This window comes from Iodobacter fluviatilis, assembly GCF_900451195.1.
GTDB classification, from domain to species: domain Bacteria; phylum Pseudomonadota; class Gammaproteobacteria; order Burkholderiales; family Chitinibacteraceae; genus Iodobacter; species Iodobacter fluviatilis.
This window is the reverse complement of record NZ_UGHR01000001.1, coordinates 2630731-2657345: the sequence shown is the minus strand read 5'-3', so window position 1 is coordinate 2657345 and position 26615 is coordinate 2630731. Positions and strand designations below refer to the sequence as shown.

25 protein-coding genes are annotated in these 26615 nt (G+C 49.1%); 14 read left to right on the top strand and 11 right to left on the bottom strand.

The window, feature by feature from the left end:
- Positions 1-15 precede the first annotated feature (15 nt).
- The 10 genes from DYD62_RS12240 to DYD62_RS12195 all read right to left on the bottom strand — a co-directional run bounded on the left by DYD62_RS12240 (position 16) and on the right by DYD62_RS12195 (position 15619).
- Positions 16-723 (bottom strand): M48 family metallopeptidase, encoded by a 708-nt coding sequence (locus DYD62_RS12240; protein WP_115227593.1) that lies wholly within the window; start codon positions 721-723, stop codon positions 16-18.
- Positions 723-3986, bottom strand: a complete 3264-nt coding sequence (locus DYD62_RS12235) for a type I restriction endonuclease subunit R (protein ID WP_115227592.1) — start codon at positions 3984-3986, stop codon at positions 723-725. Before DYD62_RS12235 ends, DYD62_RS12240 begins: the two co-directional genes overlap by 1 nt.
- 7 nt (positions 3987-3993) lie before the next feature.
- Positions 3994-5085, bottom strand: coding sequence for a type II toxin-antitoxin system antitoxin DNA ADP-ribosyl glycohydrolase DarG (darG, locus tag DYD62_RS12230; RefSeq protein WP_115227591.1), 1092 nt, complete (start codon positions 5083-5085; stop codon positions 3994-3996).
- On the bottom strand, positions 5085-5735 hold the full coding sequence (gene darT, locus DYD62_RS12225) for a type II toxin-antitoxin system toxin DNA ADP-ribosyl transferase DarT (protein WP_115227590.1): 651 nt from the start codon (positions 5733-5735) through the stop codon (positions 5085-5087). The genes darG and darT overlap by 1 nt, the downstream gene beginning before the upstream one ends.
- Complete coding sequence (locus DYD62_RS12220; protein ID WP_165928637.1) at positions 5728-7044, bottom strand: restriction endonuclease subunit S; 1317 nt, start codon at positions 7042-7044, stop codon at positions 5728-5730. The genes darT and DYD62_RS12220 overlap by 8 nt, the downstream gene beginning before the upstream one ends.
- Positions 7037-9832, bottom strand: coding sequence for a type I restriction-modification system subunit M (locus DYD62_RS12215; protein WP_115227589.1), 2796 nt, complete (start codon positions 9830-9832; stop codon positions 7037-7039). The genes DYD62_RS12220 and DYD62_RS12215 overlap by 8 nt, the downstream gene beginning before the upstream one ends.
- Positions 9833-10297: 465 nt before the next feature.
- A complete protein-coding gene (locus DYD62_RS12210; RefSeq protein ID WP_267896129.1) occupies positions 10298-12820 on the bottom strand; it encodes a DUF262 domain-containing protein in 2523 nt (840 codons plus the stop codon).
- A gap of 11 nt (positions 12821-12831) precedes the next feature.
- Positions 12832-14580: a DUF262 domain-containing protein gene (locus DYD62_RS12205; RefSeq protein WP_115227587.1), complete on the bottom strand. Its 1749-nt coding sequence runs from the start codon at positions 14578-14580 to the stop codon at positions 12832-12834.
- Between the two features lie 62 nt (positions 14581-14642).
- Positions 14643-15170 carry a hypothetical protein gene (locus tag DYD62_RS12200; RefSeq protein ID WP_115227586.1) on the bottom strand — a complete coding sequence of 176 codons (528 nt, stop codon included), beginning with the start codon at positions 15168-15170 and terminating at the stop codon, positions 14643-14645.
- Entirely contained in the window at positions 15170-15619 is a 450-nt protein-coding gene (locus DYD62_RS12195) for a helix-turn-helix domain-containing protein (protein ID WP_174900835.1), read from the bottom strand. Before DYD62_RS12195 ends, DYD62_RS12200 begins: the two co-directional genes overlap by 1 nt.
- Before the next feature lie 238 nt (positions 15620-15857).
- Between DYD62_RS12195 and DYD62_RS12190 the strand changes: the two genes are divergently transcribed.
- From DYD62_RS12190 to DYD62_RS12125, 14 genes are all read left to right on the top strand, one after another.
- Positions 15858-16166: a helix-turn-helix domain-containing protein gene (locus DYD62_RS12190; protein ID WP_115227585.1), complete on the top strand. Its 309-nt coding sequence runs from the start codon at positions 15858-15860 to the stop codon at positions 16164-16166.
- A 12-nt stretch (positions 16167-16178) separates the two neighbouring features.
- Positions 16179-17093: a DUF3102 domain-containing protein gene (locus DYD62_RS12185; RefSeq protein WP_115227584.1), complete on the top strand. Its 915-nt coding sequence runs from the start codon at positions 16179-16181 to the stop codon at positions 17091-17093.
- A gap of 3 nt (positions 17094-17096) precedes the next feature.
- Complete coding sequence (locus tag DYD62_RS12180) at positions 17097-18881, top strand: integrase catalytic domain-containing protein (protein ID WP_115227583.1); 1785 nt, start codon at positions 17097-17099, stop codon at positions 18879-18881.
- 14 nt (positions 18882-18895) lie between these two features.
- Entirely contained in the window at positions 18896-20116 is a 1221-nt protein-coding gene (locus tag DYD62_RS12175) for an ExeA family protein (RefSeq protein ID WP_115227582.1), read from the top strand.
- 1 nt (position 20117) lies between these two features.
- Positions 20118-20441 (top strand): hypothetical protein, encoded by a 324-nt coding sequence (locus DYD62_RS12170; protein ID WP_115227581.1) that lies wholly within the window; start codon positions 20118-20120, stop codon positions 20439-20441.
- Positions 20438-20716, top strand: a complete 279-nt coding sequence (locus tag DYD62_RS12165; RefSeq protein WP_115227580.1) for a hypothetical protein — start codon at positions 20438-20440, stop codon at positions 20714-20716. Before DYD62_RS12170 ends, DYD62_RS12165 begins: the two co-directional genes overlap by 4 nt.
- Positions 20698-21054, top strand: a complete 357-nt coding sequence (locus tag DYD62_RS12160; protein WP_115227579.1) for a hypothetical protein — start codon at positions 20698-20700, stop codon at positions 21052-21054. Before DYD62_RS12165 ends, DYD62_RS12160 begins: the two co-directional genes overlap by 19 nt.
- Positions 21051-21662, top strand: a complete 612-nt coding sequence (locus tag DYD62_RS12155; RefSeq protein ID WP_115227578.1) for a DUF3164 family protein — start codon at positions 21051-21053, stop codon at positions 21660-21662. The genes DYD62_RS12160 and DYD62_RS12155 overlap by 4 nt, the downstream gene beginning before the upstream one ends.
- Positions 21663-21698: 36 nt before the next feature.
- Positions 21699-21983, top strand: coding sequence for an HU family DNA-binding protein (locus DYD62_RS12150; protein WP_115227577.1), 285 nt, complete (start codon positions 21699-21701; stop codon positions 21981-21983).
- Between the two features lie 67 nt (positions 21984-22050).
- Positions 22051-22632, top strand: a complete 582-nt coding sequence (locus DYD62_RS12145; RefSeq protein ID WP_115227576.1) for a gp16 family protein — start codon at positions 22051-22053, stop codon at positions 22630-22632.
- Positions 22629-22985 (top strand): Mor transcription activator family protein, encoded by a 357-nt coding sequence (locus DYD62_RS12140; RefSeq protein ID WP_233702910.1) that lies wholly within the window; start codon positions 22629-22631, stop codon positions 22983-22985. Before DYD62_RS12145 ends, DYD62_RS12140 begins: the two co-directional genes overlap by 4 nt.
- 263 nt (positions 22986-23248) lie before the next feature.
- Entirely contained in the window at positions 23249-24043 is a 795-nt protein-coding gene (gene thiD, locus DYD62_RS12135) for a bifunctional hydroxymethylpyrimidine kinase/phosphomethylpyrimidine kinase (protein ID WP_115227575.1), read from the top strand.
- A gap of 285 nt (positions 24044-24328) precedes the next feature.
- The gene (locus DYD62_RS12130; RefSeq protein ID WP_115227574.1) at positions 24329-25309 is read left to right on the top strand and encodes a hypothetical protein; all 981 of its coding nucleotides are present in this window, start codon (positions 24329-24331) and stop codon (positions 25307-25309) included.
- A 114-nt stretch (positions 25310-25423) separates the two neighbouring features.
- The gene (locus DYD62_RS12125; RefSeq protein ID WP_115227573.1) at positions 25424-26080 is read left to right on the top strand and encodes a glutathione S-transferase family protein; all 657 of its coding nucleotides are present in this window, start codon (positions 25424-25426) and stop codon (positions 26078-26080) included.
- On the opposite strand, the gene DYD62_RS12120 is transcribed toward DYD62_RS12125, so the two are convergent.
- Positions 26060-26560, bottom strand: coding sequence for a DUF2938 domain-containing protein (locus DYD62_RS12120; RefSeq protein ID WP_115227572.1), 501 nt, complete (start codon positions 26558-26560; stop codon positions 26060-26062). The two genes, DYD62_RS12125 and DYD62_RS12120, sit on opposite strands and share 21 nt — an antisense overlap.
- Positions 26561-26615: the final 55 nt, after the last annotated feature.

The window sequence follows — 26615 nt, the reverse complement described above, 5'->3', positions numbered from 1 at the left end:
GTCTTTTAATGGGGTTTAAAGACTGAGCTCAGCGCCATGCATTTTTAGCCAGTCTTTTCTTTCCCGATAATCAGGAATGATTTTATCGACTTCATTCCAAAACGCATCAGAATGATCCCGATGGTGAAAATGGCATAACTCATGCACAACAATGTAATCAATGATTTTAAGTGGTGCCATCAAGCACTTCCAGTGAAAATGCAGATCCCCATTTTTTAAGCATGAAGCCCAGCGAAACCCCAGATCCTTGACTTGAATACGCCCTGGTTTAACCCCTACCTTGGCTGAAAATAGTGCGACTCGCTCGGGTAATCTGCTTAAGCCTTTTTCCTGATAAAACGTCTCAAAAGCTTGATGTGCCGCCGCAACGCCACCGTCCTGAACCACTTTACGCAAAAGGCAAAGCCGCCCCTCTTTGAGTTTCAACGGTGCATCCTGATGATCTACAAACTGCAAACGATAATTTCGTCCCAAATAGGGAAAGGACTCACCCCCCACCCATTCACGGCGTATTTTTGTTGCATTGAGCTCGCGCCATTCAGCCAGATTGCGGTAAATCCACATGCGTTTACTTAATACAGTTTGATCTATCTGCTCAGGCGTCATCCGGGCGGGTGGGCGTACAGAAATAACACCATCACGTTCAAGGACAATATCGGTGGTCATTCGATCCGTGCCAGGCAGCAAACGATATTCAATATCGCGGACTTGTCGAAGTTGCATCAATACACTCCTTGCTTTGCCAACTGAACCAAACTGTCATGCCGATTTTTTGCTAGCCGCATTACTTCCACGGCCACGCGCTCACGATTTTCTTTAAGCTCAGCAATACCCGTTTTAGTAATTTCAGTTTTAATCAAGCCGCGAACCCGCTTCTGTTTATCTGGGTTTTGCCAGAAATCGATACTACCAATCGTCTCTTGCAAAACATCAACGATTGCTTCCATTAACAACTTGAATTTGAATTTATCAGCTTCATCGACTGTGGCCGAAGCAAAGCCAACTTGAATAATATGCTCATAAAAAGTAGTCGCTTCACGGCTCATGCCTGCCTCGCCCTGCTGACGGCCCGCAATCGCTTCATTTCGCAACTCGGCCAATTTTTCTGCTAACAGTTCCCACTCATCATGATGCTTTCCAATCAGCGCATCGACTTTTTCGGATAATTGTTTGTAGAACGCAGGGTCCTCGTCATGATGCACCGTACAGTGCTTACGAATAGCATGCTCCATTTCACTGGCTTTAGCTTCAATATTCTGGCCTGAGTGCGCCGCCAGTTTTTCTAAAAAGTCTTCAGACAGCAATTCAATGGGGGGGACTTTTGGATTGATGCCAAGACTAATCAGATGCTCATTAATCAGTGCTTTGACTTTTTCTCCGGCACTGCCCAAATCCAAGCTACTGTCCTTGTAGCGCTCCTTAGTCACTTGCAAGATGTAGCCAAAACGCTTCGCTGGCACTCGGTAAACATGCGCCGCTTCATTTGGCAGAATAATATCCAGGCTCATCAGAAACTTCTTCAGATACACCTCAAAATCTGCCCGCTGCTTTTCATCTTTTAAAGCATTCACAGCAGCATGAACAACTGCAGCATCCGCATCCAGATCGGGTAAAGCGCCGGTTACAAAAGCTTTAATTTGCTTAATGCCTAATCCCTGAAAGTGCTGCAGCAAGCGCTGATATCGCTCTTCCAGAATGGGCAGCTCTGAGGTGATATTCTGTAGACCATCGTGAAGCTCCTGCAACTCATCAGAGGCGGCATACAAGGTCAAAGCATCAGTTAAATGATTGGCCAAACCGATGTAATCAACAATATAGCCACGCAACTTGCCTTTTTTAACTCGGTTGGTCCGTGCAATGGCTTGAAGCAAGGTGTGTTCGCGTAACTTTTTGTCGATATACATCACCTGCTCAATCGGCGCATCAAACCCAGTCAGCAGCATGTCGCAAACAATCAAAAATGCAATGCCGGTATTTTCTCGTTCAGGATCATCAAAATCGAAACTTCGACAAAAATTATCCACTGCATTCATTTGTGAAGCCTGTTTGCGCGCTTGAGTGATAAACGCAGCTTCGTTCGTGCCATCGGATGAAATGATTACCGCTGTTTTTAAAAACTTCAGGCGCTTAATGAGCGCTTGATCTGGCTCTGCTCGCCCAAGCTCCTGCTCGATTCGCTCGGCCAAGGCGGCTTGAATACCTGTTTGGTAACGAATGCATGCTAACTTTGAATGACAAACAACCTGTGCCTTAAAGCCATTAGGTAAAATATGATCGACATAGTGCTGCACCACATCTTTTGCAATCGCATTGATCCGATTTTCTGCTTCTAAAATATCACCTGTGGCACCATATTTTTTCTTGATGGCCAGTAATTCTTCTTCGGAGCGATCACAAAACAAATCTTCAAATGCCTGATCGAAGGCATGCTTTTCATTCAGAGCACTATCCGCCGTTCTACCCTCATAGAGAATTTGCAGTGTGGCACCATCCTCCACGGCATCCATCAAGCGATAGGTATCAATGTATTCCCCAAAGCGCTTGTGGGTTTTTCTCTCGCCATGCCGTTCAGTAATCAGCGGCGTGCCGGTAAAGGCCAGCCGGGCGGCATTTGGAAAGGCTTCAAACAGATTGTCACCCAGATCAGAGCTTTGGGTGCGGTGCGCCTCATCAATCATCAGCACAATGCGCTCAGACGGATTAACCAGGCCGAAGGTTTTAGCTGCCGGAATTGCCGTATAAGTACCCAGCGCCTCAGCAACGGCATTACTCAAAACCTGCTTATGCTCCTGAAACTTGTGAATCATCACCATGCTGATATCAGAGCTATCGGTCGCAAGATGATGGCGAAGGCTTAGTCTCGTCTCGATCACATTCACCCGGCCGCCAATCAGCGTGGCTGTTTCGCCTAATTGCGCCTCTAAATCCTGCCGGTCATTTACCAGTATAATTTTGTAATCACTTAAATCACGGCTGGCGCGCAGCATTCGGGCAAGAAATACCATCGTCAGTGATTTGCCAGAGCCTTGGGTGTGCCATACCACGCCGCTGCGCTCCAGCACGTTCGCGCCAGTGCGTAGGCGCTCCATAATTTTATTGGCAGCGCGAAACTGCTGGTAGCGGCACACCACTTTGACGCGCGGGCCACCATCGGTATCCATAAAAACGGCGCAAGTACGCAAAATCTGGAGCAGATTGCGTTTGCTCAGCATGCCGGCAATCAACTGCGCTTGCGCGTTTTGCCCTGCGCTTAATGCTTCCGGCTCAGGGTAGCTGGTTTTCCATGCGTAATAATGCTCATCGCCCGAGGTGATTGTGCCGTAATCTGCTTCAGTACCGCAGCTGCGGATCAATAACAGATTGCTTTGAAATAAACGTGGCTCACCTTCTTTAAGACCTGCCGCTTCCGTTTCTTTACGCCGCCGCATATAGCGCTGCAATTGCACAAATGCTTCTTGCATGGGATTGGCACAGGTTTCAGAGCCTTTTTTGCACTCCACCACACAGAGCGCAATACCGTTCACAAACAGCACAATATCGGGAATGATAAAGGCCTTTACACAGCCCGGCGTATCAATCCTAAATTGATTGATGGCATGAAATTGATTGTTTTCTGGGTTTTGAAAATCAATCAGCCTGACCACGGGGTCATTTTCACCCGTCAGTTCATTGATACCCACCTGAGTCTTGAACAGCAAAGCCTGCACGGCCTCGTTCGCCTCCAACAGGGTGCGATTAGGCTGACGCGACAACTGCCCACGCAATTCATCCAGCTGTATATCGGTCAGCCAAGGCTCACCATCGGGCGTGCGATTGATATGGCGTACTGCGGCATCAAATACATCCGGCAACAGCCATTGGCGAAAGGAGGCGCGCAAACTTACGCTTGGGTCTGAAGGGATTGCACAACCCTGATCGATCACGGTCCATGCCAGCCCGGCCAATTGCGCCAAAAAAGGCTGCTCTACTTCGGTATATTCCGACATCGTGATCTCAGTGCAAATTGCTAGAAGGTGACGGGCTATAAAGTGGCTGCTGCCCTAGGCGAGCCAGCGCAAATTCAAGCGATGGCTTATCAAACAGTCTGCGTTTACGTTCTGCCGCGCCAGCCGGCCAGTGCGCTAAGGCCTCGCTTAGCGCTGCCACCTGCGGTGCCACGTTTTCTTGGCTCAGCAACCAATCCACCGTTGCCAATAGCTCCAGGCCAAATGGTGACTCAAAGCCATCAATCAGGGCTGCAGTCTGCTCCAAGGCGGGCAAATAAGGCGCGGCTTCGGTTTTAAGATAGGTTTGCAAATAATCCCTGCGCTCATCATCAAACCAGATCACATCCAGCGGGCTGGCATCCTGAATGCGTTTTTCACAATGCAAGAAACTGCCATCCAGATTATTCAGTAAATGCTGCAGGCGGTTGGCGTAGGGGCCGTATTTATGCGCGGTAAATTGCAAATCCAAGGCTTTATCGTTGGGCAGGCTGCGCTCGATATGCCGCTCCAGAAACCAGGCCAGTTTCTGAATTTCCAGCAGGCTGCATTCCATGCCCTGCACCCAATAGCGCCGCACCAGCTCTGCGATCAAGGCGCGGGCAATGGTTAATTTTTCTGTGCCGCTGCGTTTGGCGACATTCTGGTATTGCTGGGTAGGCTCAAAGATTTGAATATCAATGGCCAAATCACCCAGCGCCGCCTCGATCTGCGGACGAACATCGGCCCATTTCAGGCCACCATTACCCGCGCCCAAGGGGGGGATGGCAATCGACTTGACGTTATTCTCCAGCAAAAATCGGCGCAAATCCTGCAAGCCTTCCAACACCCAAGCCATTTGGGAAGGCGAGCGCCAGTGCTGCTTGGTCGGGAAATTAACAATCCAGCGCGGGCCGTCTAGCTCGTTCACTTCGGTGACAAACATACGGCCGGTTTGCACTTCACCCGCCTTGCAGGCCAGGGCATAGCGCCGGAAATTATCCGCAAAACGCTCTTTAAACATCAGCGCAATGCCTTTGCCCATCACGCCCACGGTATTCACCGTGTTGACCAGCGCTTCAGTACGGGCTTCCAGCAGATTGCCTTGAGTAAATATAATCATTAGAAATACCACCTGGGGCGGGTATGCACCGGTAAGGCCAAGCCCCGCTCCTGAATTTGTTGCTCAATACTGTGTTTTAGCGCGTCGGTATAACAAACTATACCCAGCAGGGCATGGATAGGCAGGCTTTGATAAATAAGAGCTTCAGCCTGATATCGCTCCATCTTGCGCAAATCATCGTCATCGCGCTTAAAATCGCGCCGCTGCAAAATACCCCAATCAATCTGCCCTAGCTGGTTTAGATCATCATAATACTCAGTCCAATCCGGATAAGCGTGCGCATTGGTAAATACAAAGGGCAGACCCAATTCCCGCACCCGATACAGGCTGGACACCAGAATCACAATCTCTTCATTGCGCCGTTGTGGCACGCCCCGCCCAGAGTGGATATTTTTCATCATCACCGAAAACGGCGTAAAGTAAAATGGCACATAGTCCGACAACGTGCCATGCGGCGCAATCGGCACATGCCGCTGGCGACGCCGATCAATCAGCTCAGCATGGCCGATATGCACATAGTTCGGGGCCAGCTCCGCTGAATTAGCACAGGGCACGCCATGATCCAGAATCCACGGCAGGTTATCCCTATGCACAATCCGCCAAATCAAGGCTTTTTCCGGATTCAGATTGGGGTACAGGACTTCAGCCATGTGCGGCCTCAACGACACCATCATCAACTTTAACCGCAACCTTACCGGTTAGCAGGTCTTGCATTAGGCCGAGTTTCTGATTGCAAAGTGAGTCCACATGAGCATTCTCCTTATCGATCATTGTCTGTACCACTTCGAGACGCTGACTAACAAGCTCCTGCTCCCACAATTCAGGCTTTGCCACTTTGATTCCTCTAAAATCAGCCAAAGTTACTTTAAGTCGTGTAACACCAGCAGTAATACCCGCTACTTGCCGTTTAACTCGATCATGATTTATTGCTGCGGTCAGCCAGTTTGCTGCAACTTTATTTCCATCCGGAGAAAGCCTGATAATATCCGCAGTCATTACTGCATTTGGCATTGTTTTAGGATAAAGACAACTAATACAAGGTGGCAAGCCCATTTTAGTTGCTAGTACATCCCCAGCTTTAATACGGTGAGCATTAAGCTGGATGGCTTTTTTTTCTGAAACATAAGTTTCACTATTCCATTCGAACCCTGATTCCTTAATATCGCGCACAAAAACAATGGGCACACCTTCAACTTGATAGTCACTTGCCAATAAGTCACTACCAAATGGCCCAATAGTAGTTGATCCTTTTTTATCTTCTGCCAATTCAATCATGCGTACAATTTTCCACTCCCTTGGAATCCACCCAATCGCCGTTTCCTGATATAGCTCTGGGGCTTGCTCGTGTGGGGGGCGGAGCTGGCCGTTGGGGAGAACGCCACGCGTAAACAAATCATGCATCAACCCCGCCTTGATCTGCTGGTATTTGGCAATCAATGCTTCGGTTTTTTCGATAGTGGTGTCGATGCAAGAAAGAATGGTGGCGATTTTTTGTTGGCGCTCGCGGGGTGGCAACGAGATACGACACTTGGCGAGTTCCCCTAGGTAGAGACCGGCTTGCGCCGTGACATTGCAGCGACTTTCCAATTGACGTATGAAGTCGGCAGATGCAATTGCCTGATACAGAAATTCAGGCAGTGCATCATTGGTGCCGCGGACAAACGCGACACTTCGCTGAAACGCAACGCGCGAACCATCAAAGAGTGCCGCACGCCCAATGCTACCGACGACCGTTAGCAGTACATCGCCCCGCCTTGGAGTGAACGTCGCAGTGATGGCTGCATAGTCCGATTCACTGACAAGATCGTCGCTCTTGTCCCAGTTCAACCGACCACCGCTGCCAATGTTCTTTGCACTCAAAAAAGGGACACCAACTTCAACTCGCTGATGTGTACCATGCGTGCCGTCTTTGATGTGGGTAGCGATTTCTCGCAACGAAACGTGGCGCCACTCACTCATACCCCAGCTCCGCCAAAAACGCCTGCAATTGAGCGGCAGCCGCATCGCGCTCGGTTTCGATTTGTTTGGCGGTCACCGCATATTTCGCCCACAGGTTTTCAATCGCGGCGATGCAGGCGCGCTGGTCGGCGCGCAGATACTGGCGGTAGCTATCAAACAATACCTTACCCATACGCTCGATAATCACTTGGCGTGCTGCGTCGCTACTGATGTTTTCGCGCGCTTTGGCCACTAATTCATCACGGCTTTGCTCGGTGGACTTGATCAATGCTTTTAGATGTTTAGCTTCATCTTCCAGCGCCTTGTGGGTGGCTAGCCTAGCCTCGATACGCGCAGCAGCGGCTTTGGCTGCTTGGCCTTGCTGCATACTTTGCTGCACCAGCGCAATGCGCGGCGAGCGATGCAGCACTTCTGCCGCCAGCGCCAGGATGCGTTCACCATTAGTGAACTCCGCCTCGGCCACGCTCAGCCCTTCGCTGCAATAAAAGCTCTTGCTGGCCCCTTTGGGTAAGAGGCCAGCGACTTTGATTTCGGTAAACAGATCGGTGGCGGCGGCTTTAAGGGTTTTGAGTTCTGCCTTCCAGCTGGCGGTGTTTTCTTTGAGCTCGTCTTTCAGCGCCTTGACTTCTTCGGCAGGCAATACGCCGGTGTCCTCAGTATCTTCGAAGTCTTCTTCACTGGCTGCGGCAAATAGCGCCTGCAATTCGGCCAGCCGTGCGTGTTGGCTTTCTAGCTCGGCCAAGACGTGCGGGAACTGGCTTTGCAGAATGTCTTGGTCCGGAATCAGCTCTGGGCCCCAACCACTGGCGGCGATGGATTTAAAATCGGAGGCCAGTTGCTGGTAGTAATTGGCAAATGCACCGCGCACCTGATAACGGCTTAGCAAATGCTGGCTGGCAAAAGTGCGCTCTATGCTATTGAGCAGCGTGGCGCGCATTTGGTAGACATTGTTTGGCTTGGCTAGCTGGTTGCTGGTATCTGGCGCCAGCGCTTCAACAAGGGGTAAATGCACGTCCCACCACGCCTTCAGCTCGGCCATAAAGCCAGACTGCCGCTCTATCACACCGGGGTGAGTATTAATATGCCCGGCAATGGCGCGTTTATCTTGCAAGTCAGCCACAAAATCCGCATAGGGAACGCCGCTGGCCGCTGCTGCGCGTGGCACGAAGCAACTTTCACGCAGGCCCGCGTAGTTGTGCCAGAAATGCGCCAGCGCATCGACTTCACTCACGGGTACGCCACCGTGCAAGTGCGCACGTACGTCGTGAGGTTCGGGTGGTGGTGCATTATCCACGTAGCGGCGGATATTGCAGTTGTAGTCTTCGGCTTTAATTTCGCTGATTGGCACGCGGCGAGCGTAGCTAGGGATATTTTTACCATCCCGATAGGCGTGGACGATTTTGTCGATATCTTCGGGGCGCAAATGATTTTGCGCCTTGCCTTCGCGGTATTCGCGATCGGCATTGATAAACAGCACATGGTCGCGCTCGGCCGCACCGGCTTTATTCAGCACTAAAATGCAGGCCGGAATGCCAGTACCATAAAAGAGATTACTCGGCAGGCCGATAACGGCTTCCAAATAGCCGCGCTCAATAAAATATTGCCGCGCCTCGCGCTCTTCGCCACCACGGAATAACACACCATGCGGCATCACGGTGGCCATACGACCATTCGACTTCAATACTGCCAGCATATGCTGCACAAACATCAGATCGGCTTTTTTGCCTTTTTCTGGCATCCACACCTGAAAGCGCCCCGGATAAGCGATAGCGACTTTTTTCTTGGTGCCACTGCCATCGTCTTTGGACTGACTACGCGTATAGTTTTGGCTAAAGGGAGGATTGGCCAGCACGCGGTCAAACCGCTTGAGTTCATTGCCTTCGGTTTTATGCTGCGGATCGGTCAGGGTATCGGCATTGCGGATATCGGCATGTGAAATACCATGCAAGAGCATATTCATTTTGCAAATAGACCAAGTGGTGCCCATTTTCTCCTGGCCGTTGAGCGAGAGTTCAGAGGCATCAGAGCCGCATTCACGCAGATAGTCGCGCGCCTGAATCAACATACCGCCCGACCCAACGGTTGGGTCATATACGCTCATTCCCTCCTGCGGGTCGCAAATTTCTACGCAAATTCGCACCACTTCAGCGGGGGTATAGAACTCACCCGCTTTTTTACCCGCCGAATCCGCAAAGTGTTTGATCAGCCATTCATAGGCCGCACCGAGCAAATCCGGAAATTCAAAATCATCATCATGCAGCGGGATTTTTTCAAAATTCTGAATAAAATCAACCAAGGTATCGTCGTCGAGGGTGTTTTGACCAATTTTGCGGTTAAAGTTAATGGTGTCTTTCAGGACGTCCTGCAAGGCATCGACATTGGTTTCTTCCAATGCTTCGAGTGCTTTATTCAGCGTAGAGCCGACGTTTTCTTTCACGTGTTTGAGCGCAGGGTGCTGCAACAATCCATTTGTGCCATCACTGTTTTTGATGACTTCAAACCATGGATCATTCCATCGCGCACGCAGCGGCACATAAAAATACTTACCCGTGTATTGGTCAGGATCATTGAGTAAGTCATCCACATCCTGGCCCACCAGGCCATCCGCGGCAGCCTGATGCCGGATTTCGGCACGGCGTTGATCAAATAAATCACTGGCGCGCTTCAGAAATAACATACCAAAGATGTATTCCTTGTACTCACTGGCATCCATATTGCCGCGTAAATCATCACAAGCAGTGAGCAACAGGTTTTCGAGCCGGGCAAGAGTCAGTTTGCCAGAAGCCATGAATGAACGTCCTAGATTGAAAGTGAATGCATAAAAGACACTCCCTTGATTGACAAGGGGGAAGAATGATCATTAATGATCATTAATGATCATTAATGATCATTAATGATCATTAATGATCATTTTAGATCAGCGCATTGTACCTGCTATAAGCAGGCACAGACCACCCATAAGGGCAGCAAAAAGTCATTTTATAGCCACTTAAGCGGTCAAATTTATGATCAATAGCCTTGCTTTACCCAAGCTGGCAAAGCCTTTATGTGGCCAAGTGATCCATTGGTTTTATTGGCATACACCCGTGCAAACTACAGCAGGAAGACGAGCCTGTTCGGGCTGTGCTTGATAACAATCAGCTTGTTATCTTGCAGCACTCCGTTTTCAGTGGCGTCGTCTTCCTCAACCAATCATTGGCTCAGATCCAGTGATTCACGTTATGGAGAAAAATCAATACTCCATTTTTGAGCTTCACGCTACTTGGCTACCGTCGCTTAAACCCTCCAACTGAGGGCAAAGCTCAGCGATCTTGGCGATGGCATTTTTGGTGTCTTTGCAGCGGTAAACATAGTCCTCACTGGTGCATAGCCCGTCTTCAGCTTGATAAGCTTCTAAATCCGTGATGATGCAGAATCCACAACGCACCAGAACTTCTTGTAACTCACTTGGGAATGGGGTTGCTACGTCATGAGTACGATAAAAAAGAAGATAGTACTGGCCTTGCATAAAAAATACATTTAAACCAAGTCGTTGTTTATTGGCACAAAAGCCGTCAAGGATTAGAGAGGCTCTCTCATCACTACTACGTACGGGGTTGTAGCGTTTATTCTTGAAAGGTGCGGTACATAATTGGCTTTTTGCTAGCTCTAATTCTAAATATTTTGAGTAAAGTTCACTGTGATAATGATTGCGCTGAGACTCGTGTAATAACACCACCTCTTCGGAGTTGGCAACAATAAAGCCCTGATTGCAAAGACTAAATAACTCATGCCGTGCAATTAACATGGTCTGCCAGCGCAATGAAGAATCAGAGAGCGCTTTCGAGCAGATTTTTTCTAGGCCAGATTTTAAATGATGAATATCAAAGCGAGGATCATCGAATACCGCTTTTACATGGAGTTGCCGTTGATGCCACACGCTTGATTCATCCAGAGGAAGCCGCAACAAACGCCGCCAGGAATGGTCACGATCAATATTGCTTTTGATTGTACGTGTGCTGAGCAGGTTAAATCTATCTGCCGTTGTTGACGTGAGATAGTCACCTTTAGCAAGCACTGCACGCTCCCAGGCAAAGTCTAAAACCCCAGAGCTTTGCGCTATTGCGCTAAATAGAGCAGAGCCGCAGCTTGCGTAGTGTTTGAATTGCTCTAAGTAGTTTTTTTCCTCTGCATCAAGCCACCCAACGTTTTTATGCTGATTAAAGTAGTCAACAATGCCGCTGAATTTTAATGCGTAGCCGATTTGCCCCCTGAAGAATTCATGGCTTTCGAGTTGAGTAATGGCAGCCTCCCATTCAGAAGACTTAAGCAAAAGATGCGCTTTCAGTTTCTCTTCAAAAACCTGAGCAGAAAGAAAACCCTGCACTTGTACATCTTGGATCAGCAAATTAAGAATTGTGCCTTCCATTTTGGCCAGATCATGAATAGAGACTAAAGCCTTGTGATAATCATCTACTGAATTAAAAATGGTGTTTTCAGTCAGGTTGTAAATGACCCGCATCCAGGCTTCTAATTCAGCACCCGCCTTACCCTTAGCCAAAGCAGTATAAAAAGCGTGAAACTTCAGCTTTTCTGGGTAACTAGAATTATTGGCTATTATTTTCTTGAATACGTTTTCTTCATCGTAATGGCTGTTTTTCTGCAGGTGCATTGCAATACCAGCGCATGAGCTGCTTGCTCCGCGTAGCAAATCTAATTGTGTGATCAATTCAATGATCAGTGGCTGTGACAAATAGCCATTGCGTTCACACTCAATAAAGGAGAGTTGAGTGATTTTACCTCCCTGCCCAAACAGGGTTTTGGGTAGGTTCTCATTGTTTTGTGCAGGGTTAAGCAATAGAAAATTAGCAATACTGAGGACGATAAAATTCATTAGCTCATCATCATAAGACTCATCTTGTGATGTGACATTACGATAGTGCCAGAATAAATCGGCCCAATCCGTATCAATTTTATGAATGAAATAGTCATAGCCAGACACCGCGCTCTGTTTAAAGCTCAGGTGGTATTTAGGCCATGTCCCTTGGAATGACTTAATGACTTTTTCTAGCCTTGCCTTGAAATTTTCAAAATGTGTCAAAGGTTTTCCTCTGGCGTTCATTTTGATATACAAGTCATCGGTGAGTTTAAATTCGGCAAGATTCAGGAATCGAAAGGTAATGACGGGGTTTTCTTTGTCGATCAGTTTGGAAAAATAATCAGCATGCCCAGCAAATTGTTGATGAATTGCATCCAGCATGGTTAGCATCGAGCGAATAGTAGGATCGCTCTCCCATGATAAATAAAACCAAGCACGATCTTTAATCGTTTTGCTCAGGCACCCCTTGCCGGATTCCTGCAGTAAAGCACTGAAATCGATGTCTTTGGCCACCAAAGCATTGCAAAACTCCCGCGAACTGCTGCGCGTTTCGTAGGTAAAATGGGAGACGCCACCCGCACTTAATACCTGCCGGAAAGATGCTCCCTGACCCGCAATTTGCGCGAGATACCAGTGCAACAAGAAAAGGGTTGTTAAGCGCTGCTGACCATCCAGCGGCGTAAAGCTGTCTCGCCCATCTGCTTTGTTTGTGATGCTGCCATAGACAAAATCCAAATCCCGAAAGGGCAGGCCTTTTTCTAAGTAACTGTGCAAAGCTTGCAAAAAGGTATCGCGCACTTCTGCCACTTCAGCCCGCCCCTGGGCGTAATCCCGCTGGATAATCGGGATCTCCACTTGCATATTTTTTTGCTCAAACAGCTGGTAAAAACTAAGTTGTTCGCCTGATCCTGCATTCATTTCTATCCTACTCATTTACTTGTTCCTTCCTGCTCAGGCAAATAGTCTTTTAGCATTTCACCTATCGCATGCTGATAATCTTTTGCATCCGATTCTTCCCAATGCATTAGTTCAATCACGGATTGGCGGCTGTAATATTTTAAAAAAACGTTCTTGGTGCCTATGGGGATAAAAACCCCATTTTTATCATTGTCAATAATGCGGGCCCGCTTGATTGGGAAGAGCGCGTTTTTGTAGCTTCGGTTTGTTGTGGCGTCGAGTAAGGCTAGATTTCCTAGCTGATCTCCCCATGATATGGGGCCTTGTTTGAAAAACCTGATCACCCTTTCATAGAATTCTTTGAATTCACTTTCATCAATACGCTCTTTATCAAGCAGACTGCTTGCCTGCGTAGCAAATTCTTGCCCTTCTTTGGCTTCACTTTTGCCAAAGTATGTCTCAATATCTCTTAGCCATTCTTGTCGAGCTGTACCCGCAGGTGAGGAGTCTGTTTGGGAGCGAATATGCTCGATATCCCATTTTTCTTGCTTATAGCGGTCAAAAGGGAAACGAACGTCGGCTTCCTTTGTTGACAATAAGGTTTGAATATTAAATAACAAAAGCAATTTTTTAATGTCAGCGTTGCCATATTCAAGATTATCTAACTGAACGTTGACCAAGCCACGGATTTGCGTTTTTAGGTGGTTTTTAAAGTCTGTTTTAGTGGAGTTTTCCTGTTCTGATTTCTGTTTTAAAGTGGCTATTTCCTTCCCACAATCAACAAGATAGCCAATTAAGTGATATAGCTCCCTATCCTGAAACCATTCATCAAAAGTCAGGAAATAACGCTTAATTCCTTGCCACAACTGCTCAACATCTATCTTGTCGGTCTTGAAATCTTCATGGAACTTATGAAAAGTGAAAAATGCCTCATCACTCGGCTTTTTCCCCTTCATTAGGTCGAAGATATATTCAATCCGTGTTGGGTATCGTTCGTTCGAATTACTGATGAAATACCAGAGTGCGGGCTCCTGAAGGCGTTTTTCTATAGCATCCCATTCGGTGGCAATCTGCAATTGTTTCAATCTGGCCTGATCATTATGGAAATGATTTTTTTGTAAAAATAAAGCTTTAATTAATTCCGCATTAGTCAGTGGAATTTTGCCGATATTAATGCGTGAAAAAACATCAATGGCATAATCGTTATTGACGCATTCATCACTCAGGTCATACCAAATGACCTTTACAGCACGTTCTTCTGCAGATTTGGCCAATAAGATTGCCATCAACTTGTTGTTATCATTGAAATCTTTTTCAGCGAACCAGGTCTGAATCGCCTCGTACGCTTTGACCATGTGGTAGAAATCAATATTATCTAAGTTGGATTCTTCGTGAATTCTCTGTAGAAATGCTTCACATTCTGGGCGAGTTTCATATTGCAGCGTATACAAGGACTTTTTATAAGCATCCGCTAAAGGGCGTCTCAGATGCTCCTGCTCCATATAGTGCAGAATAAGACGGAGCGTAGTGAGCCTTTGCTGCCCATCTACAACCTGCCAGCAATCGTTCTGCCGAATGACAACGACCGGCTGCAGGCAATAAAATGCAGAATCATTCCCCCCCGCCGATTGACTAAACTCCCAGATATCATCCAATAGATCTTTTACTTGGCTTGCTCCCCAGCGATATCCGCGCTGATAGGCTGGGATATAAAAGACTTCTCCTAATAGTTCATAGATATTTCTGAGACAGAGTTTCTGAGGGAGTTGGCTTTCATTCATCGTTATTAAACTTCTTTGTAAGTGTATGTTGTGGCTGCAGGGTTTTGATACTCAATGGCTATTTACCTGTACCAAAGCATCATCCCCATGATGATCAGTAGTATGGCTGCGGCGACAAGGCGTTTGCTGCTGGCGTGCTCTGCACAGCTCATACAGGGCTGATTCATTTTTTCAACAGCGCTATTTGCCCTTAGCGTTTGTTGCTCTAAATCGGTTTGCTTTTGGGTTAGCTGTTGTGTAGCAAGGCTGGCGGCCAGCTCTTTTGTTGCCAGTAAGGCGTTGGTTTTTTCTTGTTTTTCCGAGTCACGCATGGTTCGTGTTTGTATCACTTCTGCGATTTTTTGCAGGGTGGCGATTTGTTCTGGTTGCAGGCTTTTAAACAGGCTGATGCCGTAGAGCGTTTGGCTGATTTTTTCTATTTCTTCTTTGCACTGGCCCTCGGTGCAGATTTTCATCAGTTTGGAGACGGCATGGTTGAGGGCGGCGTTTTGGGTGGGGTTGCTTTGCGACAGATGAAAATGGATCGCCGCGCCGGGTTCGGCATTCACGGCCACGCCTACATTGCCTTCTATTTTCACGCCTTGCTGCATTATTTTTCGTTCCTGCTTGTCGTCATATCAATTCTGAAATCTCCTCCGCTGACGGATTCTATTTGCTGGCCAACATGGCCTGCTACGGCAAATTTGCTGCTGGCTGGGGTTTCGCCGCTCAGGGCAAACGCGAGGATGCGTTTGCGCGTTTTTTCGTCCATGGCGCGAAATTCATTGAGCAGGGTTTGTTCTTCGGCGCTCAGCCGTTGCGGCGCGGGGTGTTCCCGCTCGCCGGTAAGGATATAGGCGATATCCGCCCCGGCATGGGCGATGGCGGCCAGATAGCCCGCATCGGGCTGGCGCTTGCCTTTTTCATACAGTGATTGAGATTGGCGGGTGGCTCCGGGCACGCCTGCACGGGCGGCAATGGCGGCGAATTCGGTTTGGGATAGTCCCATGAGTTCGCGCTCTGCACGCAGCCTGTCCCCAATGGAATTAAAAATATCCATAAAACACCCTGAAATTGGAATCAATTGATTCCATAATCACTATGACATGGGCTGGGGGATTTGCTGTTTAGGGCTTGCAAAGCCCAGCCTGCTGCCGATGTGCTGATTAGCTTACTGATTATGCCTGTTCGGTTTCAGTTACGGTAATAAGTTTTCACCTAGTGAAAGTATTTATCTAGTCGGACGGTAGTCCGGGCCTGCAGTGATTAACCGCCAGCCACGCTGGCAAGGAGGAAGAATGAGCAAAACCCAAGCCAGCGGCAAAGGCAGCCGGGTGTTGCAGGTACTTAAAGCACTGCGCGGCCACACGATTACCGGCCTATCGAATAAGGATTTGGCCGATGCATTAGGTTGCAGCCCCGCCACCATCACCCGCGATATGGCGGATCTGATTGATGCGGGTCTGGTGGTGAAGTTAGACAACGGGCGTTTCGCTCACAGCATTGCCATGCTGCAAATCGCCCAGGCCCATGCCGAGCATGTGGCGAAGTTGCAGGACCGGATTACTGAAATTAATCGTCGTATCGTGGCTGGGGCCATGAACTAAAGGAGATGTGAGATGGGACGCGAAAAGCAAACCGCCAGTGAAATCATCGATTTACCGTCATTGCCCGCAGAGCAGTTGATGGCTCAGCAGCAGCAAATGAGCACTTTAACGCAGGATATTAGCCAGCGTTTTGGGGATGGGCAGCTTTATGACCGCATCCGTATTGTGAATGAAGCGCGGTTTTATATGGCGCAAAGCGCCGAGGCCATGCTGGAAGCAGGTAAGCGTTTGATTGTGTTGAAAGAGAATGAAGCACATGGGGAGTTTATTGAGATTGTTCAGCAGCAGCTTGGCCTGAATGATCGCACCGCCCGTTTAATGATGCAGGCAACGATTAAGTACACCTCTCCCGCACTTGATTCAAAACGGCAAACGTTTGCCGTTTTGGGTAAATCAAAACTATTTGAGCTGATGGTTGAAGATGATGATGAATTAGTTGCACTTACTGACGGTGGAACTGTCGCAGGACTGACTCTTGACGAAGTGGATCGTATGAGCGTGCGGGAGCTAAAGCTCGCTTTGCGTGAATCGCGTGATAACGCCACCGCTCAAGGTCGTTTGCTCTCCGATAAGAACAGCAAAATCGACGAGTTGGCGACCAAGCTTTCTGCCCGTAAAACCCATGTAAAAGTCCCCACCCCCGATGTTGAAGGCGCAGAAATCCGCAAAGAGGCCAGTGCCTTTGCTTTTGAAGCGGAATCCATTCTGCGCGGTAAATTACATGCGGCATTTGAAACGCTGTTACAACACAGCGAAAAATCCGCCATCCCGCATGACGATTTTATGGCGGGGCTATTGGGACAATTGCAATTTACGCTTAATCAGCTGCGTGGTGAATTCAGTATTAAAGAAGCCCCTGATGGTGAAGCGATGCCTGCCTGGCTAAGAGAAGAAGCCCCGCTGCCTGCCGCGCAGGAAGAGGCCTAAGCCATGAGCGCCGTCCTCACCGAACGCATTGTTGCTGTGGCACAAGCTGCCCGCCTTGCCGGGCATGGCGGCAAAGGCGCTATTTATGAAATAGCGTGCCGCGATTTATGCCTTTCCCCCGGCACGCTGGCCAGAAGGTTGAAGGAGGTCTCCGTGACTCAGCCACGTAAACAGCGCAACGATGCGGGGCAGAGCCAGCTAAGCCGGGATGAGGCGATGCTGATTTCGGCACTGCTGATGGAGTCAACCCGTAAAAATGGCAAACGTTTGTATTCAGTGGCGGATGCGGTGGAAACACTGCGGGCGAATGCCATGATCCGGGCGGAGTGTGTTGATAAAGCGTCGGGGGAAGTCAGGCTCTTATCGACCTCCAGTATTTCACGGGCACTGCGTACGTATGGCCTCCACCCAGATCAGTTACTGGCCCCTGCGCCGGTAACGGAGCTGGCCAGCCTGCACCCTAATCATGTTTGGCAAATCGATGCCAGTCTGTGCGTGTTGTATTACCTGAAGCCGTCTATTGATCTGAACGCAAACGGCCTGCGGGTGATGGATCACACGGAGTTTTATAAAAACAAACCTAAAAACGTGGCGCGGATTGCAGCTGATCGGGTGTGGAGTTATGAAATCACCGAGCACTGCAGTGGCTGGATTTATGTGGAATACGTGATGGGGGCAGAGTCGGGTGAAAACCTCTGCTCGGTACTGATTAATGCCATGCAGGAGCGTGGTGGTGCAGACCTGCTGCACGGGGTGCCAAAGATCCTGAATCTGGACCCCGGCTCGGCCAATACGGCATCCATGACTAAAAACCTGTGCCGGGCGCTGGGCATCCAGATGGTGGTGCATAAGGCAGGCAGCGCCCGCGCCACCGGCCAAGTTGAAAACGCCCGCAATATTATCGAACGCAAGCTGGAGCCGGGCTTGAAATTCCAGCCGGTGGCTAATTTGGACGAGTTAAATGCGCTGGCTAAGAAATGGCGTGCTCATTTTAACGCTACCGCAGTGCATAGCCGCCACGGTAAGACGCGCAATCAGATGTGGATGACGATTTTAGCCAGCCAGCTGATTAAAGCGCCATCGGTTGAGGTATGCCGCGAGCTGGCGGTGGCCGAGCCGGAAAGCCGCAAGGTGTCGCCTAAATTACGAGTTTCATTCCAAGGGCGTGAGTTTGATGTGTCCAGCGTGCCGGATGTGATGGTGGGCGAAAAACTGATGATCACTCGCAACCCATGGCGCAGTGATGCGGCGCAGGTGGTGTTGGTGAATGAGGACGGCATGGAGGTGTTCCACATCGTGCCTGAGGTGCTGAAAAACGAATACGGCTTTGCTGAATCAGCCGCGACTTTTGGTGAGTTTAAATCCCACGCGGAAACACCGGCCCAACGGGCGGTGAAACAGATTGAGCAGCTGGTAATGGGTACAGATTCACTGGCCGAAGCAGAGGCCGCCCGTAAAGCCAAGGCATTGCCCTTTGGCGGCCAGCTTGATCCTTATAAACATATTGATGATGCCCAGCTGCCGACCTATCTGCCACGCAGAGGTATGGAGCATGACCTAACCGCGCCAGTGATTGAGTTCCCGCCGCTTACGCATATTGAAGCAGCCAAATTGCTGAAGATTGCTGTTGAAAACGCTGGTGGGGAATGGTCGGGCGAACGCTTTGCTTGGCTACAGCAGCGTTTCCCTGCTGGTGTGCCTCAGGAGCAAATAGAAGTGATCGCCGCCGAGCTGATTAGCCCTGCTGCAGATAAAAAAACACCGTTACGCATCGTTAAAGCGGCCTGATTAAGGAGCTGAAAATGTTGAGATTAAAAGGCGTATTGCACTCTTTATTAATAAAGCAATGTGATTTGGCTACCGCGATTGGTGTTTCAGATGCGGGTGTAGCGCAAATCATTAACCACAACGATTGGCCCAAGCTCAAAAAGACGGATGAATTAAAAACGGCCATTTTGGCGTTTCTGGCGGAGCACGGCGCGGCTGTGGCCCAAACCCTGTATGTATTTGATGTAGAACCAAGCCCTACTGCGTTTACAGGGATTCGGGTGAATAACGATCAGGTTCAAAACGCGCGGATTCACCATTCAAAAACTGCACTCAACGAGGATGACGTCATGTTGCTTAGAAAACAAACCTTGCATCAAGCCACTCGCAAGCATTTTGGGCTGTTTCGAGATCCGTTTGCGGATGAGGCGGTGCAGTCGCATGAGGATATGTATATCAGCCCCGATGTGCGCTATGTGCGCGAGGCGATGTTTCAGACCGCTAAGCACGGCGGAATGATGGCGGTGGTGGCGGAATCTGGCGCGGGCAAAACTACGCTGATGCGCGATTTGCAGGACCGTATCCTGCGCGAAAACCTGCCGATTATGATTATTCGCCCTTATGTTTTGGCGATGGAGGGGAATGATCGCAGCGGCAAAACACTAAAAGCCAGCGATATTGTTGAGGCGATTAAAAGCGCGGTGGCCCCGCTGCAAAGAAACCGAGTTAATCCAGAGGCGCGGTTTAAGCAGCTGCACACGGCGCTGTGCGACAGCCATCAGGCAGGGTACAGCCACTGCCTGATTATCGACGAAGCCCACTCGCTGCCGATTGCCACGCTGAAGCATCTGAAGCGGTTTTTTGAGCTGGAAATGGGTTTCAAAAAGCTGCTGAGCATCATCTTGGTGGGCCAGCCAGAACTAAAAGCCAAGCTTTCTGAACGCAATTCTGAAGTGCGCGAGGTGGTACAGCGCTGCGAGGTAGTGGAGCTGCTGCCTCTGGATGGCGCACGGCTGGAAGACTATCTGAAATTCAAATTTAGCCGCATGAATAAGCCGGTGGCCGAGGTGATCGACGCGAGCGGTATTGAGGCGCTGCGGGCCAAGCTGACTTTAGCCAGCGGCCGGACTGGGCGTAATGAAGTGGTTTCTTTGTTGTATCCACTGGCAGTGGGCAATCTGCTGACTGCGTGCATGAATCTGGCGGCGCAGCTGGGTGCGCCGGTTGTCACTGCTGATGTAGTGAAGGGGGTGTGAGATGGGAATCGCAATGCATGCTGTGGATTTACAGCGCCTAGGGCTGGCCAAGGCGATGAAGGTCGCTGAACACGTAACCATGTCGTTACGCGCCATAGATTGGTTGATACGCAAAGGTTTATCAGTGGCTTTGCAGGGCAGCAAGGATGAGCTAACTGGAAAGCCGTTTGTGCTGATTGAATACGCCCACGGTTACTGCTCCAAATTTAAGGCCGATTTTGGTGCCGAGCGTGTGCGCTGCGTATGCAATCACACGGGGACGTTTGAGGTGTGGCAGTTTGAAATGAATGGCTGCCTGATCCAATGGCTGGAGGTGAAATCATGAGCGCTACTGTATTGAAGCCCGATGTGCTGAACCGCGAAAACGAGGCACTGCGCCGTTTGCGTGGGTTTGGAGTGCCAGTGCTGCGGGTGATCCCCAGCTCGCAAGTGGTGCCTGCAGATGATGCGATCACGCTGGAGATTGACGCGCATTTTCGTAAGGCGCTGCGCAATGTGATGCTCAGCGGTATGCAGGTGCGCGATGTGGAGGGTGTGCGTGTTTGCGTGCAAGCCACACAAATGTATGGCGTGCATATTTTATGGCGCGAAGCGGCGTGATGCGCGATCTGGACGAGGCCACCCGTGCTGAGCTGGCTGCAAAGGTTGAAAAGCGGGTTGCGGCTGGGATGGATCGCTCATTGGCTCGCCGCAAAGTTTGGGATGATTACCAGGCGGAGCTGGTGGCGATCGCGGCGGGGGTGGCAGGGATTGATGAACGCCCACCGCCACCGGATTTACCACCGGCACGGGAAAAGGGAAAAACGTATCAGCCTAAAAGTTGGTACATACCCCGCACGGACAGTGGCCAGGATTTTTTTACCCCGGAACGCATGCAGAAATCGCGCAGCGAGCTGGAAAAACTGAAGAAGCGTCTAAAAGCTGGAGTGAAATCATGAAACCTGAAGATTTTATGGAAGATGCCAAGGGGCGGTTCATCCCCGTAGCAAGCATCAAAGAGATCGATATCGAGCGCGACAAGCTGGTTAAAGAAATCGTGGGTAAAGCCAAAGAAATGCGCGATTTGCTGCGTAAATTTAAGCTGGATCTGATGGGCGATGTGGAGGCGTTTTGCGATCTGAGTTTTGAACGCTATAACGCGCCCATCGGCGGTAAAAAGGGCAATGTGACGCTGACCACATTTGACGGTAAATATAAAGTCGTGCGGGCCATGCATGACGTGCTGACGTTTGATGAAGGGCTACAAGCTGCGAAGGCCTTGATCGACGAGTGCGTCAATAGCTGGTCTGAGGGTGCAAACCCGAATATCCGCGTACTGGTGAACGACGCTTTTCAGGTGGATAAGGAAGGAAAAATCAGCGCAGGCCGCGTGCTTGGCCTTCGTCGTTTGCAAATGGTGGATGCCACGGGCAAGTGGGAGCTGGCGATGTTAGCCCTGGGTGAGAGCCTGCGGGTGCAAGGCACAGTGCCTTATATTCGCGTGTATGAGCGGGTGGGCAAGGAAGGCAAATACGAAGCCATTTCGCTTGATGTTGCGGGGGTGTAGTTGTAAAAACTTTTTAACGCTCAAAAGGAGCAAAGCATGTTTAAAGCAGACTTGATCAACAAATTAGCAATCAAGCTTCAAGACCGTCAGATGAGCAAAGCCGATGTTGAGGCGTTTCTCAGTGCATTGGGTGAGGTCACGCAAGAGGCGCTGGCTAATGGTGATGATGTGACGTTGCCGGGGTTGGGTAAGTTGTCGGTGGCGGAGCGTGCCGAGCGCGAGGGCCGCAATCCTCGCACGGGTGAAACCATCACGATTGCCGCCAGCCGCACCGCTAAATTTAGCGTGAGCAAGGATTTAAAAACCGCAGTTAACCGCTAATCCCCTGCGTACAGCGCCTTTATCTATAAGGGCGTTGTGCGAAGTGAATTTAATCTGGAATCTGATCATGGCAAGTAATGCTCATTTAGCTCAAATCCACATTGCAAAAAAACAGCTTGCGATGGATGACGACACCTATCGCGCCATGTTGAAAGAGATTGCGGGTGTTGAATCAGCCAAGAATTTAAGCGTACCGAAAGCACTTGCAGTGCTGGCCCATTTGAAACGGCGGGGTTTTAAAGTGACATCTGCAAAGGCGGGTTCAAGCCGACCATTGGATCAGGAAGAAACGAGCAAAAAAATCCGGGCGCTGTGGTTGTTTTTGCATGAGTTGGGCGGCGTTAATAATGCATCAGAGGCGGCACTGGGTGCGTATGTGAAACGAATGACGGGTGTAGAGGCGCTGCAGTGGATTAATCACAGGCAGGCGCAAACGCTGATTGAATCACTAAAAAAATGGGCGATGCGGTTTCTACCCGCCGCCGTTACCAAGCTGCAGCAAGAGATTGACGCTGTTGGCTGCACTGAAGAGGTGAAGATTGAGATTGCTAGATTACTCAGTCTCACCAGCCGTGGCGCGTTTGATCCGATGCAAGCGGCGTGGGAATTCATGACGGATCATTTGAATCATTCAAAGGAAAAATCATGAGCATGGATAAAAACTTTCGCAGCAAAGGCCCAGAGTTGCTGGTCGATCTGACCGACAATATTGCAGCGGCATTGGTTGAGCTGGCGAGCATCGATCAGGAAAAAGCCGCGCAATTGGCCAGCGAGATTGCAGACCGGATGGCCGCACATTGGGGCGGGCAGAATATTTATTTTCCGATGGGCTTGTCGGTGAGACTATCCAAACGGGACCAGCTTATTTATGACGAGTTTGACGGCACCAATCACAGCGATCTGGCCCGAAAATTTGGTGTGTCGCTGCAGTGGATCTATAAGATAGTCAAAACAGTACGGCTGGAAGAGATTGCCCGCAGACAGCAGGATCTGTTTGTGTAAACAAAAACGAGCCAATTTGTGGCTCGTTTTGCTTTTCACCTGCAGCAAGAGTATTTCACTTCAACAGTCCCAAAGCTTCCCGTATGATCCCAACCAGTCCCACTTATCGTGCATACCCCTGTGGATTTATCTCACACCCCCTCACTTTAAAAAGCCCTATGCAAAGAGCGTGGTTGTTATGCTTTTCGCTGTTTGCTAATAAAAAAACAATTTGCTTAGCGCGCATGGGATGTACCCCGCCGCGTATTTCTATGGATTGATTGATGATTAATGCACTCACAATTGCAGGCTCGGATTCTGGCGGTGGCGCGGGTATTCAGGCGGATTTAAAAACTTTTTCGGCGCTGGGCGCTTATGGCATGAGCGTGATTACCGCGCTTACCGCCCAAAATACGCAAGGGGTACATGCTGTTCACCCTGTGCCGCCTGATTTTGTGCTGGCACAGCTCAACGCCGTGCTGGATGATATTCGCGTTGATAGCGTCAAAATCGGCATGTTGGCCAATGCTGAAATCGTCAGTGCCGTGGCTCAGGGCTTACGCCGGCACCAGCCAGCTTGTGTGGTGCTGGATACCGTGATGATCGCCAAAGGCGGCCATCCGCTGTTGTTGCCGGAAGCGATTGCAGGCATCCGCGGTCAGCTGTTGCCGCTGGCCGATTTAATTACCCCAAACCTGCCCGAAGCCGCTGCCTTGCTGGGCGTGGCAGAAGCGTGCAATGAAGAGGAAATGCAAGCGCAGGGGCATGCATTGCTTGAAATGGGGGCAAAGGCGGTATTGATGAAAGGCGGGCATTTAGGCGGGCAAGAAAGCCCGGATTGGCTGATTACGCCAGCCAGCGTTACCCGCTTTGCTGCGGAACGAATCGCCACAAAGCATACTCACGGCACAGGTTGTACGCTGTCAGCCGCATTGGCCGCTTTACGTCCCCGGCATTCAGATTGGGTGAGCACGGTGCAGGCCGCAAAGCAGTATTTGCTGGCTGCAATTGCAGCAGCAGATCAATTGGAAGTTGGCCATGGAATAGGGCCAGTTCATCATTTTCAGGCATGGTGGTAGTACTGGGTTGTATGTCATGTCTTTCGCCCGGCCTAGAAGTTGATTTTTTAATTGCCTGCTTCATATCGTGGGCTGAATGTATTGAATAAGTCTTTGTATATGGATAAGCAGGCTGGGCCAGCCAATAAGTAAGCCATTGAGTGTTTGAAATGCGCGATGATTCTGTAAGTGAATTAAGTGCCCGGCTGAGTTCTGATGAAAATGATTTCAAGTGCTTCTGCTATGATGAAACAGACGCTGTTTATGCCTAGCAGCTTAAAATTTTTATGAGCAAGGAGCTTTGCTGTGAAAGTTTTATTCATTTTTATACTATTGTCTTTTTCTGACGTCTTTGCGGCCGGCAAGCAAATTTTTGTCGTAGAAAGCTATCACAAAGAATATAAATGGGATGCAGAATACAGAAAGCAAATCAGCGATAAATTGGGGCGGAAGTATCAATTAACATTTTTTGAGATGAATACAAAAAGGCTGCCGTCTGAAGACGTGGCAGGGATGGCTGAAAAAGCTCTAAAGCTGATTGATGAACTTAAGCCGGCTTTAGTGATACTGGGGGATGATGCCGCGCTGGAGTTTTTGGGAGAGAAAATCGAAGAAAGGGCAATCCCTGCTGTGTATCTGGGGATTAATAAAAACCCCCGCTCTTATTTTAAAAAAGACCCAAAGTATATTAGCGGAATACTGGAGCGCCCCTTGTTTCAGCGCTCATCCTATTTTATTAAGACATTATTGCCAAAAGCTAAAAAGGTACTGATTCTTTTTGATGGGGACCGTACATCAAATATTGTTTTTAATGATTCATTTATGGGACGCCCTTCGCTGGTTTTAAATAATGTTGTATTTGATGTGAAGCTTTGTAAGTCATTGGCCGAATGGAAAACAGAAATTGAGGATGCTGGGCAAAATAATTATGATGCAGTCGTTATTGGTCTTTATCAAAGCCTAAAAAATGACAAAGGGTTGAATGCTGATTCTGAAGAGGTGCTTGCTTGGACAAACAGCCATTCGGATAAGCCCTTGTTCGCATTCTGGGATTTTGCTGTAGGCAAAGGAAAATCAGTAGGGGGCTTTGTGCTGCAAGGGGCAGCGCAAGGTAAAGCCGCTGCCGATATGGCTGAAAAAATATTGCAAAATCCCGACCGTTTACCCGGCTCTTACTGGCCTGTATTCTTGCAGGAAGGCGCTTTTGTTTTTAGTAGCCATGAGCTGGCGCGCTGGAAAATTCAGATGCCTGCAGATATGCGCCAAAAAGCTGTTTTTGTTGAATAATTTGCCGCGATTATATTGCTTGGAAATGTGCTGAATTAATCGGCGTATTTATATTTTATTTGCTGATTGTTCGTGAAATAAAAAATGATACAAAAATAACAGGGAGTTTCAGGAGTGTATAAACTCTATTATTACCCTAGAAATGCCAGCTGGGTTCCCCATATTTTTCTTGAAGAAATGGGTGTGGATTATGAGCTGGTGCTGGTTGATCGAAAATCTAAGGCGCAGAAATCTGCAGAATACATGCGCTTAAATCCTGCCGGGCGTATTCCGACTTTAGTGCATAAAGACGTAGTGGTTTTTGAAAGTGCGGCCATTTGCCTTTATTTATGCGAGCAAAATCCACAGGCTGGTTTAATTCCTGATGTGACAGACCCGCTTCGTGCCAAGTTTTATCAGTGGCTTTTTTATTTAAATGCAAGCTTGCAGCCAGAGTTGATGCTTTATTTTTATCCGGCCGAACACACAACGGTGCTTAATTGTACTGCCGCTATTGCTGAGGCTCAGGAAAGCCGTATTACTGAAATGTTTAGTCTGTTAAATGCGGAGTTAGAGGGCAAAACGTTTTTAGTGGGTGATTATATGACGGTGTGTGATTACTATTTATTTATGTTATCGCACTGGGCGAGTGATTTTAAAAAGCCGCCCTTATCCTTTCCAAGCTTAGGCCCTTATCTCTGTCAATTAGCCAAACGCCAAGCAATGATTAATGTGTGTGAAGCAGAAGGGACGAGTTTGGCAATGTATGATTCAGCGGTACAAAAAACTTAAACACAAGGCCGCTCCATACAAGCCCACGCCAAAGACTGTATGGGTCATCAGGCTGCGTAGTCGGGCTTGCTTAGGATTGGGGGTTTTAGAGGCGGCTAGCCCTGCGCCCATACTGGGTTGCATCATAAGAAATGGAAAAACCACGGTCGCTATGCCAAATAGAATGGTAGTCAGCGCCACAGGCTGAGTCAGCCATTCTGGCCCGGCGATGGCGGTGAGCAAAGCCGCAAAGAAAACACCGCTTGCGTAGTGGGCTAGCCAGCCTATCTGTAATTCCCCCTTGATTGGCGAAGCCTTGGCAATGCTGTCATGTCTAAAACGCCCGCTCTGCATATGGCCGATCCAGCGGCCCACCATAGCCCAATTTAGCGATTGAATATTAAAAATGCGTTTCAATAGTAAGGCCCACAGGTCCATGAGCAAGGTGGCACCAAGGCCGGTAAGGATGATTTTTAAGATCATCTCTGATTCGGTATTCATGACTTATTCCATTTATGGCTATTTTTTATCGAGGTATCTTTTTATAGCGGTAAGG

Bases quoted from the DNA above. Each gene is read 5' to 3' on its own strand.
- DYD62_RS12145 (WP_115227576.1), top strand. From the start codon at position 22,051: ATGGCAAGTAATGCTCATTTAGCTCAAATCCACATTGCAAAAAAACAG.
- DYD62_RS12200 (WP_115227586.1), bottom strand. From the start codon at position 15,170: ATGCAGCAAGGCGTGAAAATAGAAGGCAATGTAGGCGTGGCCGTGAAT.
- darG (WP_115227591.1), bottom strand. From the start codon at position 5,085: ATGATTATATTTACTCAAGGCAATCTGCTGGAAGCCCGTACTGAAGCG.
- DYD62_RS12175 (WP_115227582.1), top strand. From the start codon at position 18,896: ATGTTGAGATTAAAAGGCGTATTGCACTCTTTATTAATAAAGCAATGT.
- DYD62_RS12160 (WP_115227579.1), top strand. From the start codon at position 20,698: ATGGCGCGAAGCGGCGTGATGCGCGATCTGGACGAGGCCACCCGTGCT.
- DYD62_RS12190 (WP_115227585.1), top strand. From the start codon at position 15,858: ATGAGCAAAACCCAAGCCAGCGGCAAAGGCAGCCGGGTGTTGCAGGTA.
- DYD62_RS12240 (WP_115227593.1), bottom strand. From the start codon at position 723: ATGCAACTTCGACAAGTCCGCGATATTGAATATCGTTTGCTGCCTGGC.
- DYD62_RS12195 (WP_174900835.1), bottom strand. From the start codon at position 15,619: ATGGATATTTTTAATTCCATTGGGGACAGGCTGCGTGCAGAGCGCGAA.
- DYD62_RS12205 (WP_115227587.1), bottom strand. From the start codon at position 14,580: ATGAATGAAAGCCAACTCCCTCAGAAACTCTGTCTCAGAAATATCTAT.
- DYD62_RS12210 (WP_267896129.1), bottom strand. From the start codon at position 12,820: ATGAATGCAGGATCAGGCGAACAACTTAGTTTTTACCAGCTGTTTGAG.
- DYD62_RS12185 (WP_115227584.1), top strand. From the start codon at position 16,179: ATGGGACGCGAAAAGCAAACCGCCAGTGAAATCATCGATTTACCGTCA.
- DYD62_RS12220 (WP_165928637.1), bottom strand. From the start codon at position 7,044: ATGAGTGAGTGGCGCCACGTTTCGTTGCGAGAAATCGCTACCCACATC.
- DYD62_RS12150 (WP_115227577.1), top strand. From the start codon at position 21,699: ATGTTTAAAGCAGACTTGATCAACAAATTAGCAATCAAGCTTCAAGAC.
- DYD62_RS12120 (WP_115227572.1), bottom strand. From the start codon at position 26,560: ATGAATACCGAATCAGAGATGATCTTAAAAATCATCCTTACCGGCCTT.
- DYD62_RS12235 (WP_115227592.1), bottom strand. From the start codon at position 3,986: ATGTCGGAATATACCGAAGTAGAGCAGCCTTTTTTGGCGCAATTGGCC.
- DYD62_RS12180 (WP_115227583.1), top strand. From the start codon at position 17,097: ATGAGCGCCGTCCTCACCGAACGCATTGTTGCTGTGGCACAAGCTGCC.
- DYD62_RS12165 (WP_115227580.1), top strand. From the start codon at position 20,438: ATGAGCGCTACTGTATTGAAGCCCGATGTGCTGAACCGCGAAAACGAG.
- DYD62_RS12155 (WP_115227578.1), top strand. From the start codon at position 21,051: ATGAAACCTGAAGATTTTATGGAAGATGCCAAGGGGCGGTTCATCCCC.
- DYD62_RS12140 (WP_233702910.1), top strand. From the start codon at position 22,629: ATGAGCATGGATAAAAACTTTCGCAGCAAAGGCCCAGAGTTGCTGGTC.
- darT (WP_115227590.1), bottom strand. From the start codon at position 5,735: ATGGCTGAAGTCCTGTACCCCAATCTGAATCCGGAAAAAGCCTTGATT.
- thiD (WP_115227575.1), top strand. From the start codon at position 23,249: ATGATTAATGCACTCACAATTGCAGGCTCGGATTCTGGCGGTGGCGCG.
- DYD62_RS12170 (WP_115227581.1), top strand. From the start codon at position 20,118: ATGGGAATCGCAATGCATGCTGTGGATTTACAGCGCCTAGGGCTGGCC.
- DYD62_RS12215 (WP_115227589.1), bottom strand. From the start codon at position 9,832: ATGGCTTCTGGCAAACTGACTCTTGCCCGGCTCGAAAACCTGTTGCTC.